The sequence below is a fragment of the Halarcobacter anaerophilus genome (genome assembly GCF_006459125.1).
GTDB lineage: Bacteria > Campylobacterota > Campylobacteria > Campylobacterales > Arcobacteraceae > Halarcobacter > Halarcobacter anaerophilus.
In genome coordinates, this window is record NZ_CP041070.1 from 2,418,713 (window position 1) to 2,436,248 (window position 17,536).

Consider the following 17,536-nt stretch of genomic DNA (forward strand, 5'->3'; position numbering starts at 1 on the left):
TTATTCTATTTTTTTAAAATGGGTGATTATATCAAAAAGTTTCTAACAGTTTTATAATCTTTGAAGCTTTAAGATTATTCCAGCCGTCAAATTTATGGAAAATCAAAGCATCATTTTCAAATATAAACTGGCTGTAATTTTTTGATTTATCTTCTACATATATTGCTTTTGAAGTTTCATAGTTATGAGGAGACTCTTTTTTATTGCTGTTTGTAAAAATAACAACTGTGGGTATAAAAAAAGCTTCGGCAATATGGTATGTAGCAGTATTTACCGTAATAATTTTCGTCATATTTGAAACAATATACGCAAAATCTAAAAATGATTTTGAAAAGTTTGATAAATCGATATATCGGTCTTCATCAATTTTTGAATCAATTTTTAATGTTGAGACGATTGTATAATCAGGAAGTTTTAAAATTAACTCTTTTAATAGTGAAATTGCAATCTCTTTTGGAATAGATTTTGTTATATTTGCCGAAAAAGGATGAAAAAGAATTGTTTTCCCTTTTGTTTTTAAAGAGTCCAGTCTCTTTTTTAATTCATCTTTTGGTCTATACATTTGAAGATTGATAATATTATATTTTTCTGTTTTAGGAATACTTTTATAATCAATTCCAAATTTATATAGCCAGGCATCTATATGAGGGAGCTGTTCATAATAACTTCTTTTTGTAACAGAACTAGCATCAATAAAAAAATCATATTCACAAATTTTTTTTACGTCAATACTTAAAGCCCCTACTTTGTTTATAAAAGTTTGATTTGCAAAAATTAATTTATCTCTTGAAAAATATTTGTTTTCAGAGGCATTTAAGTAGATATCAATTTTTACATTTTTAAATTTTGCTTTCAATTTTTTATGTAAAATTCTTAAAGCCGTACAAGCACAAATCATTTCAGATATCGTAAGTCCTAAATTACCTAAGATTGCAAGAGTGATGTCTTGTTTAAAGAAACCTTCTAACTGTTTATTTATATCTGTTTTTTTCTCATTTAGATACAAAGATTTAATCTCTTCTTTAATACCTGCAAAAGAGAATTGTTTATATTTAAAATCTAAATTATGAGTTATGGAATACTCATTTAAGTTTGATATTCCTAACTCTTTGGGAAATTGACTTAAGTATCTAACTCTTGCTTCGTCAATAACTTTTGCTTTGTATTTTTTACCGACGCTAGAAAATACATTTTTTAAGTCCTGAAAATCTTCAAGAGTAGTTATATAAATATTTTCATTAAACAGGTTTGATGGATTTTTTAATTTGCTATATTTTATTAAAGTTCCGTCAGTTGTTTTAATATTTATATTTTCTGCTGCTCTAAAAATAACCATTTAATCGCTACAACCGCCTGACATACAGCTTTCTTTTTGCTCAAATTCCATATTTTCCACTCTTAACATAGTTAAATAAGGTAATTTTCCCGGAAGTTTTATTTTATTTGTATTTCCGCTGTGAACAGACTCTAACTCTTTGTTTGTTTCAGTTAGAATCTTTTTAAAACTTACATAATATTTTCCATCATCTTTTTTGTAAATTTTTCCTATTTCATTGTCTACTTCTTTTATTTCAGAGTTTAAAGGAGCAAAAATTTCTATCTCATCATTTGGATAGGTTTTGTATTTACAATAAAAATGTTCTTCATCTTCGGTTACTAAACCGCTTACTTCAAAACTTCCTTTACTTAAAGCATATTCATGGTTTTGAGTATCATTTTTTTCAAAAGGTCTGTGAATTAAATAAGCATCGGTAAAACCTCTGTTTTTGGTAGTTGCAAGTTCTTCTTGATATTTTTCTGCATCAAATTTGCCTGCATAAAAATCATCAATCGCTTCTCTGTAAGCATAAGCCGTGACAGCTGCATAATATGGAGATTTTGTTCTTCCTTCAATTTTTATAGAATCAACTGCACCTGAACTTAAAATTTCATCCACATGAGAGGCTAAATTCATATCTTTTGCATTAAAAATATATGTTCCGACTCCAGGCTCTTCTTCAAGTCTAAACAGTGTACTGTGATCTTCGTTTGCCGCATATAAAGTGTATTGGAATCGGCAATCGTTTGCACAACTTCCTCTGTTTGGAACTCTTCCCATTTGAACTGCACTGACCAAACATCTTCCCGAATATGCAAAACACATTGAACCGTGTACAAATATCTCTATTTCCATATCAGGCAAATGTTTTTTTATCTCTTTTACATCTTTTAAACTGATTTCTCTTGCTGCAATTATTCTTCTAACACCCATATCATAATATACTTGTGCATCTAAATAGTTCATTACGTTTGCTTGTGTTGATAGATGAATCGGAATATTAGGAGCCAATTCTCTACAAAGTCTTACAACACCGGGGGCTGCTACAATTAAAGCATCAGGTTTTAATTCAGCCATTTTGATAATATGTTTTTTTAATAATTCTATTTGCGAGTTAAAAGGGAAACCGTTTATTGTTGCATAAACTTTTTTACCCAAAGAGTGCGCATAGTCTATTCCCTCTTTAAAAGATTCATAGCTAAACTCTTTACCGCTTCTAATTCTAAGGCTAAAGTGACTGACTCCGCCGTAGACTGCATCTGCACCATACTTAAAAGCAATTTTTAATTTTTCTAAATTTCCGGCAGGTGACAGTAATTCGATTTTTTTATTACCCATTATTTTCCTTTAAAATCGCAATTATATCAAATTTTTTTATAAAAGAGTTTTTCATAAAAGTTAGTTAATTTTTATTAAGAAAAGTTTAGCTTAAAAAGAAGAGCTTTTAAAAGCTCTCCCATTCATCATCTCCCTCTTGATTTGAAGATATCTCTTCTTTATTTTTTATCTCCTGTTTTGAGGTATTATCTTTTTTTACTTTAACAACGTTTTGTTTTTCTTTATTTGAGCTGCTTTTTTTATTCTCTTCTTGTTCTTGTTTTAAATTTTTGCATCTTTCTACTTTTACTTTATCCATTACTTCAAAAAGTTTTTTCGTTGAATCTTCTATCTCTCTTGATACTCTTTCAAGTTCGCTATTTGATGCTTTTTGTGCATTTAAGTTAACATAAACTCCAACTGTATTATGAACTTTTGCATGTAACTCTTTCATATTTTGCCAAATTGAAGCTTTAGTAAAATCTTTTTCTTCTCTCTCTTGTGCAGCAATCCATTTTCCGAAATTACAATCTTTTGAACTAGATATTTCCCATTTCTCAAAAGTTCCTACTTTTGCAAAGTTCTCATTTTTAAATCTTATATGATCATTTTTTAGCTCTGTTATTTTAAAAACCAAATCAATATCGCAAATCTCTTTTCTTTTATCCAAATTAAATTTTGCTCTGTCTGCAATATTTAAAAGATTTGTTGAAAGACTAGAAACCTCATTTGCCAAAGTACTTATTTGTGTTGAAGATGACGCATTTACTTGAGTTGCCTGATCTAAAGAGTTCACCGCATCGTTAATTTGCACGATTCCTGTTTCTTGCTCTTTACTTGCACTTGTTACATCTGATATAAGCCCTATTGTTTCATTTACTTTACTGTTTAAGTCTGAATAACCGCTAATCATATTATCGGCAATTGCTTTACCTTCATTTGCCTTACTTGTTGCATTTTCAACTAAATCTTTAATCTCTTTTGCAGCTTCAGCACTTCTGCTTGCAAGATTTCTTACTTCTTGTGCAACTACAGCGAAGCCTTTTCCTGCTTCACCCGCCGTTGCCGCTTCCACTGCTGCATTTAGTGAAAGAATATTTGTTTGGAAGGCTATTTGGTCAATTACCGTTATTGCTTCATTGATTGAGTTTACCTGCTCATCAATATCTTCCATAGCTTTTGTAGTTTTAGAAGCTAAGTTCTCACCCTCTTTTGCAGAATTACTTAAATCATTTGCCAAAATTGACATTCTATTTACTTTTTCATTACTTGATTTGATAATAGAAGTAATCTCTTCAACAGCGGCTGCCGTCTCTTCTAATGAAGCTGCCTGTTCATTTGCCGAAGTTGATAATTTAGATGAAGAAGAAGATAATACTCCCGTATCGCTATCTAATTTTTCTCCCGTATTAGTAATCATTGCCAAGAATTCAGATACAGTACCTCCTAAAAGTCTGCTGCTTGTATAAATTGATCCTATTATTCCGTTTGAATTTGAGTGATCCACATTTGCAGGTTTATAGTCAAAATTGCTGTTTCCGTACTCGATTAATATTTTGTTTATCTCTTCTAGTTTTTGGTTTGTTCCTTCAATCATTGTATTTATTGAAGTTTTTAACTGTTGAACTAAAGGATTAGAAGAGTTTTTTTGTACTTTATATACATAGAATCCATTATTTACTTTTTGAATAACATCTTCAACCTCTTCTATAACTTTGGCATCCTCTTCAAAGCCGTCTTGAAGTTTTTTAATATATCCGTTGAAGCTGTCAACTACTTTACCTATCTCATCATCAGATTTTTTCTCTATTTGTTTATTGCTTGAAGAATCCGAAGATACCGCTTTAATAGCACTGTTTAGGTCATCTAAAGGAGCAATAATAGCTCTTTTTACTAAGAATGAATAAATCAAATATATGATTAAAATCGAAATAAGTGTATAAACAGAAATAAAAACTATAATATCGTTTATCTCTTCATTTGTTTGTTCTTGCATTTTTAAAATATTATCTTCAATATCATCTACGTATGCACCTGTTCCTATAATCCAATCCCACGGAGCGAATCTATGTACATATGAAAACTTTTTTTGAGGTTTATCTTTGCCCGGTTTTTCCCACATATATTCTACTAATCCGCCTTTTTTGTCGGTGTTGCTAATTTTTGCCATCTCTACGAAAAGATGTTTGCCTTCAGGGTCTGCTACACCTGAGATATCTTTTCCGTCAAGTTGCGGTTTAAAAGGATGCATAATCATATTCGGATGAGAATCATTTATCCAGAAATATCCGTTTTTCCCGTATCTCATATTTGAAATTGATCTTAATGCCTCTTTTTTCAAACTTGCCGAAACATCAGATACATATTCTCCTGTTCCGATTACCCAGCCAAAAGGTTCAAACAATTTTACGAAAGAGACTTTAGGCTGCGGTTTTTCAAAACCGGGTTTAGGCCAAACATAATCAACAAAACCTTCACCGCTGCTTTTTGCTACATTTGCAAATTCCGTAAATATTTTTTTGCCGCCTTTATCTTTATATTCAGATAAATCTTTCCCGTTTAATTGGGGTTTTATAGGATGAATAACAATAACCGCATTTATATCATTAACCCAAAAATAACCGTGGTTACCGTATCTTGTACCGTTAATAATATCAATAAGTTTTGCTTTTAATTCATTTGTACTCAAAATATCTTTATTTTTATTATATTCATAAGTTAAAATAGAAAATAAAAATTTTGACTGAGATTTTAAATCTTCTTGAACTTCAAGCTTTATTTTATCAATAGCAGTTCTTGCATAATATGATTCAACAGTTTTTAGAGCTAAAGAGACGTAATTTTGTAACTCTTTTTCTTTATTAGCATATGCTTCTTCTTTAAAGTTCTCTATTTTCTCTTTTGATAGTTTCTTAATAGAGTAAATTGATTCCACTGAAATCAAAATTGAGACTACTAAAATTGCCATAAGAGAAATTAGCAGTATCTTAGCTTTTATAGACATATTCTTAAACATAAACCAACCCCGCTTTATTATTTTGTATATATTATATACTGTATATATGCCAAAGTCAAGATTCTTTAAAGAAATGCAACTATTATTTTTTCTTTCTTAATTTTGTGTAAAAAGGGAAATTAAATGAAAAAAAAGAGTTAAACCTTTTTTTCATTTAGAAGATTTTTTGCAAAAGTGTAAGCATCCTCCGTAATATTTTCACCGCTTATCATTCTTGCTATTTCATCTACTCTTGATTTTTCATCAAGTTTTTTTACTGTTGATAAACCGTTCTTTTTATCAACTAAAAAGTGTAAATCTGCCGTAGAAGTTAATTGGGGTTGGTGAGAGATTGCAAAAATCTGATAATTTTCAGAGAGTTTGCTTAATACTTTTGCAATAGCCGAACTCTCTTTACCGCTTAGGTTTGCATCAATCTCATCTAAAAACAAAATACCGTTTCCTATAATATCAAATTCGCTAATTGAAGTTAAAAGAGCAAGTCTTAATCTGTTGAACTCTCCTGAACTTATAGTTTCCAGATTTACGCCGTTTAATTCAAATACCACTTCATCTATTCCTGATTTATCAAGTTTTTTCTCTTTTAATTTGATTTTTGCATTTGATAAATAAAGATATGTTAGATAGTGGTTGATTCTTCCTTCTAAAATTTGACTGTACTCTTTTCTATAAGAGCTTATTTTTAAAGCTTCTTCTTTTACGCTTTGTGAAAGTTTTTCTATATTTTTTTCCAATGCAGCTTTTTCAAAAGAGATATTTTCATAAGAGTCCAGTTCTTTTTGTTTCTCTTCCTTATAGTCCAAAGCTTCTTGTATAGAGCCGAATCTTTTTTGTAAAGAGGAAAGTTTTTCTATTCTGTCAAGTACATTTTCTATATCTAACTCTTCAAGTTCTAATAAAGAGTCGTTAAACTTTTCAAAGATATTATTTAGTTCATTTACCGTTTCATCAAAAAAGGTACTTTCTTCATTTAAAAGTTCTAAAGCTGTGTTTACAGAAGAGGTGTAATTGAAGATTTCACTTGCATTTTCTATTACTTCTTGGATTTTCTCTTTTTTCGACAATCTTTTTTTTATCTCGCTTAGCTCTTCATATTCACCTACTTGAGGATTCACAGAAGCAATCTTTTCAATCTCAAATTTGGCAAACTCTTTTAAATCTTCTAATTTTGTTTCATCCTCTTTTATTTTTTGTAGCTCTTTTTCCATATTAAAAAGTTTTTGGATATTTTCATCAAATGAAGTTTTAATTTCATTAAACTCTTTTTTCTCTTTAGAGCAAAGAGAATCTAAAAAGCCTATTAGTTTTGAAGATTCAAAATCACTTGTATCTTTTAGATGCAGATGTTTTATCAAGCTTTTTGAAAAAGCATTTAAATTCTTTTTAGAAATAGTTTGAGAGTTCAAAAAATATCTTACTTTATCTTTTTTTATCTCTTTTATGGTTATTTCATCACCTTTATCAATTCCGTAACTATCTTCTTGAATATCTAGATTGCTAAGCGTTACTTCACCTAAACTTGCTTTACATTCGGTAATTGCAAAAAGAGATAAAATCGATTGCATCAAAACTGATTTACCGGCACCAGAAGGTCCTGTAAAAACGATTAGACCTTTATCTAACTCTAAATCTACCTCTTTAAAGGATAAGAACTCTTTTAAATATATTCTGTTTATCAACTAATTTCCCCAACCTAATTTATCGTTTAATACTCTAAAAAAATCTCTTTTTGTTTGATGTATTAATTTAGCTTTTTTATTTGCTATTTTAAATTTTACTATAGTTTCATTGTCAACTTCATAAGTATCTTGTCCGTCTATTAATAAAACTGCTCCTTGAGAATCTTTTATCTTAAACTCTATTTCTATATCAGCAGGCATAACAAGAGGTCTTTGAGTCAAAGAGTGAGAAGCTACGGGAGTTATAATAAAAGCTTCGGTTAGAGGATAAACAATAGGTCCTCCAACTGAAAGATTATAAGCCGTTGAACCTGTAGGAGTTGAAATAATAACTCCGTCTCCGTAATAGGTATTAAAAGAGATATCATCAATTTTGGCTCTGATTTTTATCATTGAAGAGACGGTTTTTCTTGATATTACTATATCATTGAAAGCTACAAAACATTTGTCGTTTACATGGCATTCAACCAGCATTCTGCTGTCCATTTTATAATTGCCTTTTATAAAATCGTTTAGAAAATTATCCACTTCTTCGACTAAAACATCAGTCAGGAATCCCAAAGTTCCCATATGAATACCAAGAATAGGCAATGAAAATTCAAAAGAGTTTCTTACAACGGAGAGTAAAGTTCCATCTCCTCCTATAGATACTAAAAAATCTACTTTTTTGCACAACTCTTTTAGTTCTACTCCTTTTTTTGAACCAATCATTAAAGCACTGTTTTTTTCTAAAATAAAATCGATTTTGTGAGAAGAAAAAGAGTCTCTTATTTTTAGAAACTCCTCTTTTAGTTCAGGAGAATCAGGTTTTAATATTATTCCGGCTTTTTTTATTGTTTTTAGTTTTTCAGCACTTTTTGTAAGCTTCAATTCTTCTCCTACTTAAACTTTATTTCAGAAGCATTGTTAATATAATCTTCTATTTTTCTATCATTATAACTTTCAAACTTCTCTTGATTTGTCTTGATTTTTGAGACATAAGGTCTATTCTTTTTTAAGTTTGTATTTAATGTTTTTAAATTATCTTTTGCTTTTGTAAAATTATCATAAACTCCGTAAAGAAATCTATAAAATCCGTTATCGCTTCCTATTGCATAAACAAGTGTATTATTATCTAAACCGTTAGTTGCAAGAAATTGATCTAATTCAATATCTTTTTTAGGCAGTGTTACTAAAGTAATCGTATATTTATCGGTTTTTTTATCAAAAAACTCTTTTTTCAGTATATTCTTTTTTCCGTTTTGAGTATAAAAAATTTGTTCTTCTAAATCTTTAGCACTCTTTTTCATCTCAACTTTATCTCCTATTGGCTGATTATGTTGTATTTTATAAAGAATCTGATGATTTTTTATGCTAATTACTCTTAAACCTCTATCGGGAAAATTTAATTTTTCTATTGCATCATTTGAAGCTTCTCTTGTTTCGTAAGCTCCGTAGAGTACTCTGGCATACTCATTTTTGTTTCCGTATTTATAGGCTAAAACATTGTTTTTCAAACCGTTTTTATTTAAAAAATCTTTTATTGAGACTTCTGATAAATCCAATTCTCCGAAATCTATCGTATAAAAAGTTGTTTTATCGTTTAAAAACTCTTTTTTAATGCTGTGTTTGTTTTTTTTAGTTTCAAAAAAATACAAGTCTTTGTATATAGAAGATTTTGCTTGAAGATTTTTATCTTCTTTTTCCGGTTGTTCTTCTTCGTTTTTATCTTCTATAAGCATTTGCATACCTATTTGATGTTTAATCTCTATAGGCTTCTTAGACTCTTTTTTTTGTATAACTTTTTTTTCTTTCTCTTTCTCTAAATCTTTAGGAAGACTCTTTTTATAAAAGCTTTGGAATTTTGCCATTTTCATAGCAAAAGGTTTATTTGCCCTTAATGCTTTGTTTAAACTTTTTATTGCTTCCGTTGCCTCTTTTCTTGTTTTGTAAAGACCGTAAATAATTCTTGCTTTGTCTCTGTTCTTCCCATAAATATGTGCAAGACCTTTATCTTCTATTCCATTTTTTTTAAAAAAGTTTTTTATGGTGTTGCTTTTTAAATTTACTGTTGCGATTGATAAAGAGAAATATTTTGAATTTTCATTAAAAAACTCGGATTTTAAATCTTTGGCATCTTTTGTGTTTGAGATATAAATTAACTCGTCAAGCTTTTTTAAATTACTATTTTCACTCTTTGTTTGGGCATCTTTCAAACTTTTATTAAAAAAATTCTGCTGTCTTGATATTTTTGAAACATAAGGGGAATTCCTCTTTATATTTGAAGGCAATTTGTTGATTGAAGCTTTTGCCTCTTCTTGACTTTTAAATACTCCAAAAAGAACTTTTGCATATTTTCTGTTTTTCCCGTATTTATATGCCAATACGTTTTTAAGATTATTTTTTTTGAAATATTCATATGGATTTGTAGAATCAAGATTTAAAGTAGCAATTGAAAGAGTATATGCTTTGCTCTTTGGATTCAAAAATTCATCTTCCAAGGTCTGCTTTTGAATATTATTTGCACCCTCTACAAAAAATATATCATCTTTTGCAGATGCCAATAGTACAGTTGCAGTAAGAATTAAAATAGATAGAGTTTTAATTATTTGCATTAATTTCTCTTAAATTGATATAAGCAAGATTTTATCAAATAGTAATTTAAAAAAGGATTTAAAAATTTATCTAAATATAATAAAAAGAGATATACTTCAAAGTATATCTCTTTTGAGTTAGTTAATTTTATTTAATTAACCGTTTCTTTTTTTGATAATTTCATCAGAAACATTTTTTGGTACTTCTTGATATGAATCAAAAAGCATAGAATAAGTTGCTCTACCTTGAGACATAGATCTTAAGTCTGTAGAGTATCCGAACATTTCAGATAATGGAATCATTGCAGTAACTAGTTTAACACCTGCTCTGTCATCCATAGATTGAACTTGTCCTCTTCTTTTGTTAACGTCACCGATAACATCTCCCATATATTCTTCAGGAGTTTCAATTTCAACTTTCATAATAGGTTCTAAGATAACTGCTTGTGCTTCAGCTTTTCTACAAGCCTCTTTGAAACCCATTGAAGCTGCAAGTTTAAACGCCATTTCAGATGAGTCAACGTCGTGGTAAGAACCATCAAAAAGCGTAACTTCAATATCAACCATTGGATATCCGGCTAAGATACCTCCAGCCATTGCTTCTTCACAACCTTTTTGAACAGCAGGAATATACTCTTTTGGTACAACCCCACCTTTAATTTCGTTGTTGAATTTAAAGTTATCTTCAGATCCTGCAGGTAATGGTTTAATATCTAAGAATACGTGACCGTATTGACCTTTACCACCTGATTGTTTAGCATATTTGTACTCGTTTTTAATCTCGTTTTTAATAGTTTCTCTATATGCAACTTGAGGAGCACCAACTTCTGCTTCAACTTTAAATTCTCTTTTCATTCTATCAACAAGAATTTCAAGGTGTAACTCACCCATTCCTGAAATAATAGTTTGTCCAGACTCTTCATCAGTTGCAACTCTAAATGATGGATCTTCTTCTGCTAGTTTTCCTAAAGCAATACCCATTTTTTCTTGGTCAGCTTTAGTTTTTGGTTCAACTGCAACAGAGATAACAGGATCCGGGAAGTCCATTCTTTCTAGAATTACAGGATCTTTTTCAGATGCTAATGTATCCCCTGTGATTGTTGATTTAAGACCAACAACTGCACCGATTTCACCAGCATAAAGTGCTTTTACTTCTTCTCTGTTATTTGAGTGCATTCTAAGAAGTCTACCGATTCTCTCTTTTTTCATTTTTGTAGAGTTCATCACGTAAGTTCCAGACTCTAATTGTCCTCTATATACTCTTACGAATGTTAACTGTCCAACAAAAGGGTCAGTCATAATTTTAAACGCTAGTGCAGCAACTTCACCCTCATCACTTGAAGGAACAATTACAGCTTCACCGTCTTGAGTTTCACCTTTAATATCAGCAACTTCTGTTGGAGCAGGTAAATACATAGCAACAGCGTCAAGTAATGTTTGAACACCTTTGTTTTTAAATGCAGTACCGCAAGTCATAGGAGTGATTGTCATAGATAAACATCCTGCTTTTAATCCAGCAACGATTTCATCTTCACTTAAGTCACCCTCTTCAAAGTATTTTTCCATTAACTCTTCAGAAGATTCAGCAGCAGCTTCAATCATTTTTTCTCTATACTCTTCAGCTTTTTCCAACATATCAGCAGGAATCTCTTCTACGTGATAGTGAGAACCCATTGCAGCATCTTCATCCCAAACGATAGCTTTCATTTTTACTAAATCAACTACACCTTGGAAATCTTCTTCTGCACCGATTGGTAATTGAATTGGAACAGGATTAGCTTTTAATCTTTCAGTAACTTGTTTTTCAACCATATAAAAATCTGCACCTGTTCTATCCATTTTATTAACGAATATCATTCTTGGTACTCTATATTTATTTGCTTGTCTCCAAACAGTTTCAGATTGAGGTTGAACTCCACCTACTGAACAAAATACAGCTACTGCACCGTCAAGAACTCTCATTGATCTTTCAACTTCAATAGTGAAGTCAACGTGTCCCGGAGTGTCAATTATATTTATTTGTAGATCTTCATTTGTTTTTGGGTGAGGCCAGTGGCAAGTTGTAGCAGCAGAAGTAATTGTAATACCTCTTTCTTGCTCTTGCTCCATCCAGTCCATTGTTGCAGCACCGTCATGAACCTCACCGATTTTGTGAGATACACCTGTATAAAACAAAATTCTTTCTGTAGTTGTTGTTTTACCGGCGTCAATGTGTGCAGCAATACCAATGTTTCTAACTCTGTTAAGTGGTGTTTTTCTTGCCATATTATTAGTTTCCTATTACCATCTGTAGTGAGCAAATGCTTTATTTGCTTCAGCCATTCTGTGCATGTCTTCTTTTTTCTTGAATGCAGCACCTCTGTCATTAGCAGCTTCGAATAATTCGTTAGCTAATCTCTCTACCATAGTTCTTTCGTTTCTTTTTCTAGCAGCATCTACAATCCATCTTAAAGCCAAAGTTTGTCTTCTAACAGCTCTTACTTCAACAGGAACTTGGTAAGTTGCCCCTCCAACTCTTCTAGATTTTACTTCTAAAAGCGGTTTTACATTTTCAATTGCTTTTTCAAAAAGATCAATTCCTTTATCTTCACCTCTTGAATCAAGGTTAGCAATTGCACCGTACATAATTTTTTGTGCTGTAGATTTTTTACCATCTAACATAACAGTATTAATAAATTTTGTGATCACTTTACTATTGTAGATAGGATCAGCCATAATCTCTCTAACAGGAGCTTTTCTTCTTCTCATTGTCTTATCCTTCTACTTATTTCTTAGGTCTTTTAGTACCATATTTAGATCTTGCAACAGTTCTGTTTGCAACACCAGCAGTATCTAAAGCACCTCTAACGATGTGATACTTAACCCCAGGTAAATCCTTAACTCTTCCCCCTCTAACTAATACAATAGAGTGTTCTTGTAAGTTGTGACCCTCACCACCGATATATGAGATAACCTCAAATCCTGTAGTTAATCTAACTTTAGCAACTTTTCTTAAAGCCGAGTTAGGTTTTTTTGGAGTTGTTGTATATACTCTTGTACATACACCTCTTCTTTGTGGACATTCTTTTAATGCTGGTGATTTAGATTTTTTAATCACCTTTTTTCGCTCTTTTCTAACAAGCTGATTGATTGTAGGCATTCTTTCCCTTTATTTTTTTTATAGAGAGTCTATTTGTTATAATAAATGAATCATATAGATTCTCTAATACGTGGTTTGAGCTTTAAAGCGGCTCAGGCTTCTCGTTACGTCCCAATGACGCCATGACATATGCAAAGTTGCATAATCAAAACGATACTACCATTCTAGAGAAACGTTGAGTGTTTTCTAAAAAAGTTCGTGATTATACTTAGTTTAAACTTAAATACAACTTATTATTATACATACCTTTTTATATAATTATAAATCTTTATTATCATAAAATCATGGTTTACACAATATTCTAGGCTTTATTTCATTAATCTTACAAGCATTCACATAAGATGCGAGGAACCATATCAACTGCGATAAATGTTTCTGTTTATTTTTTCCATCTCTAAAATCAATTAATTCTTGTTTCAATTGTTTATATGACAATAATGTAGTCACAACACATAGTGTTCTAACAGTTTTAGGATTAACTATTAATTTTTCTACATCATCTAGCACTTTATTCCAATCTTTTTCATCCGAACGTAATCTATTTATCTTAGTTCCAGACCAATTATTATTCCAAGTTTTAATTTTATCTTCAAATTTTTCTTTATCAAATTTTATATTACCTATATTCTTACTAACCTGACCTAATACATCATGTAAACTTGATGCCTTAGTAGATGTTTCACCATGTTTTGAAATATAAAATAAAATTTCTGGTGATGTATCATGTATTTTACAGTGTATATGGTCAGCCCATTCATCTCCCAAATCATCACAGATAAGATGTCCTTCATCATAGACTTTTTTCTCTACCATATTAAACAATGTTTTTTCATCAAAACACGTTATTGTTTTATCAATTTTCTTCTTTTCATTATCTGAGTATAACTTTTCGTTAATAACATCCTCAAGGTAATCTTTTGGTTCAACTATTTGTAATAAAGATTCAATATTATTTAATATTCCCTTATCAAAATATAGTTGATGTTTATTATAAATATATTTAGGGTCTTGAAAGATTATTGAAAAATCTCCTTTTGAATTGAAATAACTTTCAATATTTTGAGGTCTTTTAGAATTTACATTAAAAAGATAAATTTTTCTAAAATCATCAGACTTTAATTTCAGTTTATTATCCAGTGCTTTTATTTCAATGGTTGATTTATTTAATTCAAATTGATTATTACTAATTGTAAAAGAATATTTTGCTTCATTTATAACTTTTCTAAATCTACTGTGTTTAATAGTAAGATATTTTTTATCAGATTTTTTATATTTTAATTCATAATTTCCATCTCCATTATAAATTTTATCTTCCAATGATTCAGTTCTTAATAAAACTCCAACTGGTGATAGTTTATTTTTTTTAATTTGTTCATAATCAATTGGTGCAGCAAATGAATCTAAAAATGTACTTTTCTTAGTTTGGTTCATTTTAACAATAATTTTTTCTGCCCATTCAATAAAACTTCTTATATCAGTTCTTTTTCCTTTTGTTTTAATTCTTCTAGTGTTAGGATTAACTGAATTATCATCAAATTCAGAGCTTTTCGTTTTAACATTATATGAATTTGCAATTGATTGTTGAACTCCATAAGAATTTAAAGCACTTTTTAAATCATTACCTTCATAATTAGCAGTTCTAACACCTATATCAACTAATGATGTTGATGATGTATTAAGTTTATTAAAAACTGGTTCATCATTAGAAAATACTGTATTTATTTCCTCATGAGCTAAATATTTTATATGTTTAGGAAAATACTTTCCCATATCAGGTGCATTTAATTTAGAGACAACAAGCATATTATTCATTTCTACTAAAACTATATACGAATACTTCTTTTCTCTATAACCAGAAACATTTTTAATAAAGGAAGGGCTTTTTTCAGTTGAATATACTAATGCAGAAACATATACATCTTTTCTTCTAATATTATTTCTAATATTTTTATTGATTGGAACATTAGTAAGTGATGTTTTTTTTTCATTTTTAATTTGTTTAAAAACCTTACTAACTAAATTATTTGATAGACTTTTATTTAATGCATAAAATTGTGCATTATACGTTAATTCTATATTATCAAGTTCAATAGCCATTTACATTTTCCTTTATTAACTCAATTATAATATCAAACTATTAGTATTTTATAATTATATTTCTTACTAAAATATTAAGATAAAAACTAGCTTTTAGGTATCTCGAGTGATGGGTGATTTCTTAAAGAGAGTGTACTCATGTAATAAGAAGAAAAGTAAGTTTAAATTAACACAAACAATTAAACAAATCCTATCTTTTTAGTATCCTCTTTAGCCTCATCTTGTATTTCTTGCATATTATTAATAACTTGTACAATTTTACTTAATAACTCTTTAGTTTGATTATCACTTATCTCTAGTTTTTCAATTCTTTTTACAATATCAAAATATGGCACTGATTGATTTTTTAATTTAGTAAAAGTTCTCATTATAGATATATTTACTTCCCTTGCAATTTTACTTTTTAATACTGTTGCCAACATGTAAACACCTTGCTCTGTAAAAACTTTGATTTTAGAAGGATTAAATTTTAATGATTTAAGGTTATCACATTTTGTGATAAGCTCATTTTTCTCATCATTGTTTAATTCAAACATAAAATCATTTGGAAAACTTTCACTATTTCTTTTAACAGCTTGGTTTAATGCCCTTGTCTCAACCTCATAAAGCTCTGCCAAGTCTCTATCAATCATCACTTGAATACCTCTTATTATAAAAATCTTATCGTCTACTATTATATTTTTAAGCTGTTTCATACTCTTCTCTTAAATAAATTTTCCATATTATAATCAGAAAAAATATTTTTATTCGAAAAGATTGCATAATGTAATATTTATTAAGTTACCATAATAAGTGTACTAATATTCAACAAGATATTTATAAAACAAGCCCCTTTAAACTTTTTACAGTAAAGAGTCTAAGTCCTTGACCTTTTTGCCCTTTTAATTCATTTGTAAAACCGTTTTTTGAAAATAATACTACCTCATCAGGTACTATTTCGAGTTTCTTACAAAGCTCTTGTAGTCTGTGAAGTTCTGTTTTTTTCATTTTTGAGTTTGTATATTTACAAGAGCCTACTATGATTTTTCCGTTTTTAGCTTGAGCTAGGAGATTTATCTCGTTTTTATCTTCATCCCAATATCTTCCGATTTCTTCAATTTCATCATCTTTGAATACTATTTTTACATATTCATGGCAAAGTTGTTCAAAGATTAAATCCATAAACTCATTTTGGTAGTTATTAAACTTTTTAAAACACTCATCATACTCTTGTCTTGCTATTCCTCTGTACAAGGGTGAAACAAAAGCAAACCAAAATCTTAAAAAAGCAGCGGTAAAAAGTAGTTTGTCTGCGACTTCATTTTCTTCAAATCTATTTGTCAAAAAATCCATCGAAGTTTCAGTTTGAATTATATTTAACTCTTCAAGTTCATAAATACTTTTGATTCCCTCATCATACTCAATATCCGCTCTTTTAAATGCAGAGTTTACTCTTCTGTCTCCTAACGCTATTCCTGTTAAGATTTTATGATAGGGTGCAGAATTTTTTGTAAGTTTTGATATATAATCTTGTATTTCATAATATTCATCCAAGATATGTCTTATTATCAAAGTTCTTAAGGGTTTGTTTATATCAATTTTAACATCAAGCCCGCCAAATACGGCAAAATAATTTAATGCTGTTTGAATATCTTTAGGATTATTTGTTTCACAAAATATTTGAAACTGTTCTATTAGGGATTTATCGTTTAGTATTATAGTAAAGCCTTTTTATCTGTTTTCGGAAGTATATCATAAATGCAGTATATTATTGAACCTTACAATATTTTTGCAAAAACATATTTAATTGATTTGCAAACTTTTGGACATCGTTTTTTGAAAAAGGTTTCGGTCCTTTTGTTATTTCTCCGCTGTCTCTTAACTCCTGCATTAAATTTCTCATTGCTAAATACTCTTTGATATTATCTTCGGTAAAAAGTTCACCTCGGTGATCTATTGCATGAGCCTTTTTTTCAATTATTCTATTTGCCAAAGGTATATCGGCTGTTATTGCCAAATCATTTTCTTTGATTAACTCAACTATTTTATTATCTGCCTCATCGGCACCTAATTCAACAATTATATAATTTATCAAAGAAGAGTTGCCGATAGTTACTTTTTTATTTGAGATTACTACTGTTTTTAAATTTAATCTTTTTATAGCTTTAAAAAGTATAGGTTTTAAAAGGTTAGGAAAAGCATCTGCATCAACATATAAAGTCATTATAAAATCTCTTGTACCCGCCCTACTTGACCGTCTTGAAGTCTTACTTTTATTCCTCTTGGATGCATTGAAGAGTTTGTTAAAATATCTTTAACAACTCCTAAAGTCAGTTTTCCTGTTTTTTGATCTTTTTTAAGAACAATCTTTACTTTAAGTCCCGGTTTTATATCAGCTCTATCTTTAGGATCTCTTAT

At 29.6% G+C, this 17,536-nt stretch carries 14 protein-coding genes; all 14 read right to left on the bottom strand.

Features of this window, described 5'->3' with window-relative positions; translation table 11 throughout:
- Positions 1–31: 31 nt before the first annotated feature.
- Entirely contained in the window at positions 32–1,336 is a 1,305-nt protein-coding gene (locus tag AANAER_RS12080) for a glycosyltransferase family 9 protein (RefSeq protein WP_129082112.1), read from the bottom strand.
- On the bottom strand, positions 1,337–2,656 hold the full coding sequence (locus AANAER_RS12085) for a peptidase U32 family protein (protein WP_129082113.1): 1,320 nt from the start codon (positions 2,654–2,656) through the stop codon (positions 1,337–1,339). It abuts the gene before it with no gap.
- A gap of 106 nt (positions 2,657–2,762) precedes the next feature.
- Positions 2,763–5,651: a cache domain-containing protein gene (locus tag AANAER_RS12090; protein ID WP_129082114.1), complete on the bottom strand. Its 2,889-nt coding sequence runs from the start codon at positions 5,649–5,651 to the stop codon at positions 2,763–2,765.
- A gap of 137 nt (positions 5,652–5,788) precedes the next feature.
- Positions 5,789–7,330 carry an AAA family ATPase gene (locus AANAER_RS12095; RefSeq protein WP_129082115.1) on the bottom strand — a complete coding sequence of 514 codons (1,542 nt, stop codon included), beginning with the start codon at positions 7,328–7,330 and terminating at the stop codon, positions 5,789–5,791.
- On the bottom strand, positions 7,331–8,200 hold the full coding sequence (locus tag AANAER_RS12100) for an NAD(+)/NADH kinase (RefSeq protein WP_129082116.1): 870 nt from the start codon (positions 8,198–8,200) through the stop codon (positions 7,331–7,333).
- An 8-nt stretch (positions 8,201–8,208) separates the two neighbouring features.
- Positions 8,209–9,924, bottom strand: a complete 1,716-nt coding sequence (locus AANAER_RS12105; protein WP_129082117.1) for a hypothetical protein — start codon at positions 9,922–9,924, stop codon at positions 8,209–8,211.
- 135 nt (positions 9,925–10,059) lie between these two features.
- Positions 10,060–12,168: an elongation factor G gene (fusA, locus tag AANAER_RS12110; protein WP_129082118.1), complete on the bottom strand. Its 2,109-nt coding sequence runs from the start codon at positions 12,166–12,168 to the stop codon at positions 10,060–10,062.
- Positions 12,169–12,183: 15 nt separating this feature from the next.
- A complete protein-coding gene (rpsG, locus tag AANAER_RS12115; RefSeq protein WP_129082119.1) occupies positions 12,184–12,651 on the bottom strand; it encodes a 30S ribosomal protein S7 in 468 nt (155 codons plus the stop codon).
- Between the two features lie 16 nt (positions 12,652–12,667).
- Entirely contained in the window at positions 12,668–13,042 is a 375-nt protein-coding gene (gene rpsL / locus AANAER_RS12120; protein ID WP_044417465.1) for a 30S ribosomal protein S12, read from the bottom strand.
- Between the two features lie 282 nt (positions 13,043–13,324).
- Complete coding sequence (locus tag AANAER_RS12125; protein ID WP_129082120.1) at positions 13,325–15,139, bottom strand: hypothetical protein; 1,815 nt, start codon at positions 15,137–15,139, stop codon at positions 13,325–13,327.
- 179 nt (positions 15,140–15,318) lie between these two features.
- On the bottom strand, positions 15,319–15,834 hold the full coding sequence (locus tag AANAER_RS12130; RefSeq protein WP_129082121.1) for an ORF6N domain-containing protein: 516 nt from the start codon (positions 15,832–15,834) through the stop codon (positions 15,319–15,321).
- Positions 15,835–15,955: 121 nt separating this feature from the next.
- On the bottom strand, positions 15,956–16,672 hold the full coding sequence (locus AANAER_RS12135; protein WP_228711155.1) for a DUF234 domain-containing protein: 717 nt from the start codon (positions 16,670–16,672) through the stop codon (positions 15,956–15,958).
- 214 nt (positions 16,673–16,886) lie between these two features.
- A complete protein-coding gene (locus tag AANAER_RS12140; protein ID WP_179951803.1) occupies positions 16,887–17,342 on the bottom strand; it encodes a YaiI/YqxD family protein in 456 nt (151 codons plus the stop codon).
- Positions 17,342–17,536 (bottom strand): YwbE family protein, encoded by a 195-nt coding sequence (locus AANAER_RS12145; protein ID WP_325050996.1) that lies wholly within the window; start codon positions 17,534–17,536, stop codon positions 17,342–17,344. Before AANAER_RS12145 ends, AANAER_RS12140 begins: the two co-directional genes overlap by 1 nt.

Coding starts and splice junctions, on each gene's coding strand:
- AANAER_RS12080 (WP_129082112.1), bottom strand. CDS start 1,336: ATGGTTATTTTTAGAGCAGCAGAAAATATAAATATTAAAACAACTGAC.
- AANAER_RS12085 (WP_129082113.1), bottom strand. CDS start 2,656: ATGGGTAATAAAAAAATCGAATTACTGTCACCTGCCGGAAATTTAGAA.
- AANAER_RS12090 (WP_129082114.1), bottom strand. CDS start 5,651: ATGTTTAAGAATATGTCTATAAAAGCTAAGATACTGCTAATTTCTCTT.
- AANAER_RS12105 (WP_129082117.1), bottom strand. CDS start 9,924: ATGCAAATAATTAAAACTCTATCTATTTTAATTCTTACTGCAACTGTA.
- fusA (WP_129082118.1), bottom strand. CDS start 12,168: ATGGCAAGAAAAACACCACTTAACAGAGTTAGAAACATTGGTATTGCT.
- rpsG (WP_129082119.1), bottom strand. CDS start 12,651: ATGAGAAGAAGAAAAGCTCCTGTTAGAGAGATTATGGCTGATCCTATC.
- rpsL (WP_044417465.1), bottom strand. CDS start 13,042: ATGCCTACAATCAATCAGCTTGTTAGAAAAGAGCGAAAAAAGGTGATT.
- AANAER_RS12125 (WP_129082120.1), bottom strand. CDS start 15,139: ATGGCTATTGAACTTGATAATATAGAATTAACGTATAATGCACAATTT.
- AANAER_RS12130 (WP_129082121.1), bottom strand. CDS start 15,834: ATGAAACAGCTTAAAAATATAATAGTAGACGATAAGATTTTTATAATA.
- AANAER_RS12140 (WP_179951803.1), bottom strand. CDS start 17,342: ATGACTTTATATGTTGATGCAGATGCTTTTCCTAACCTTTTAAAACCT.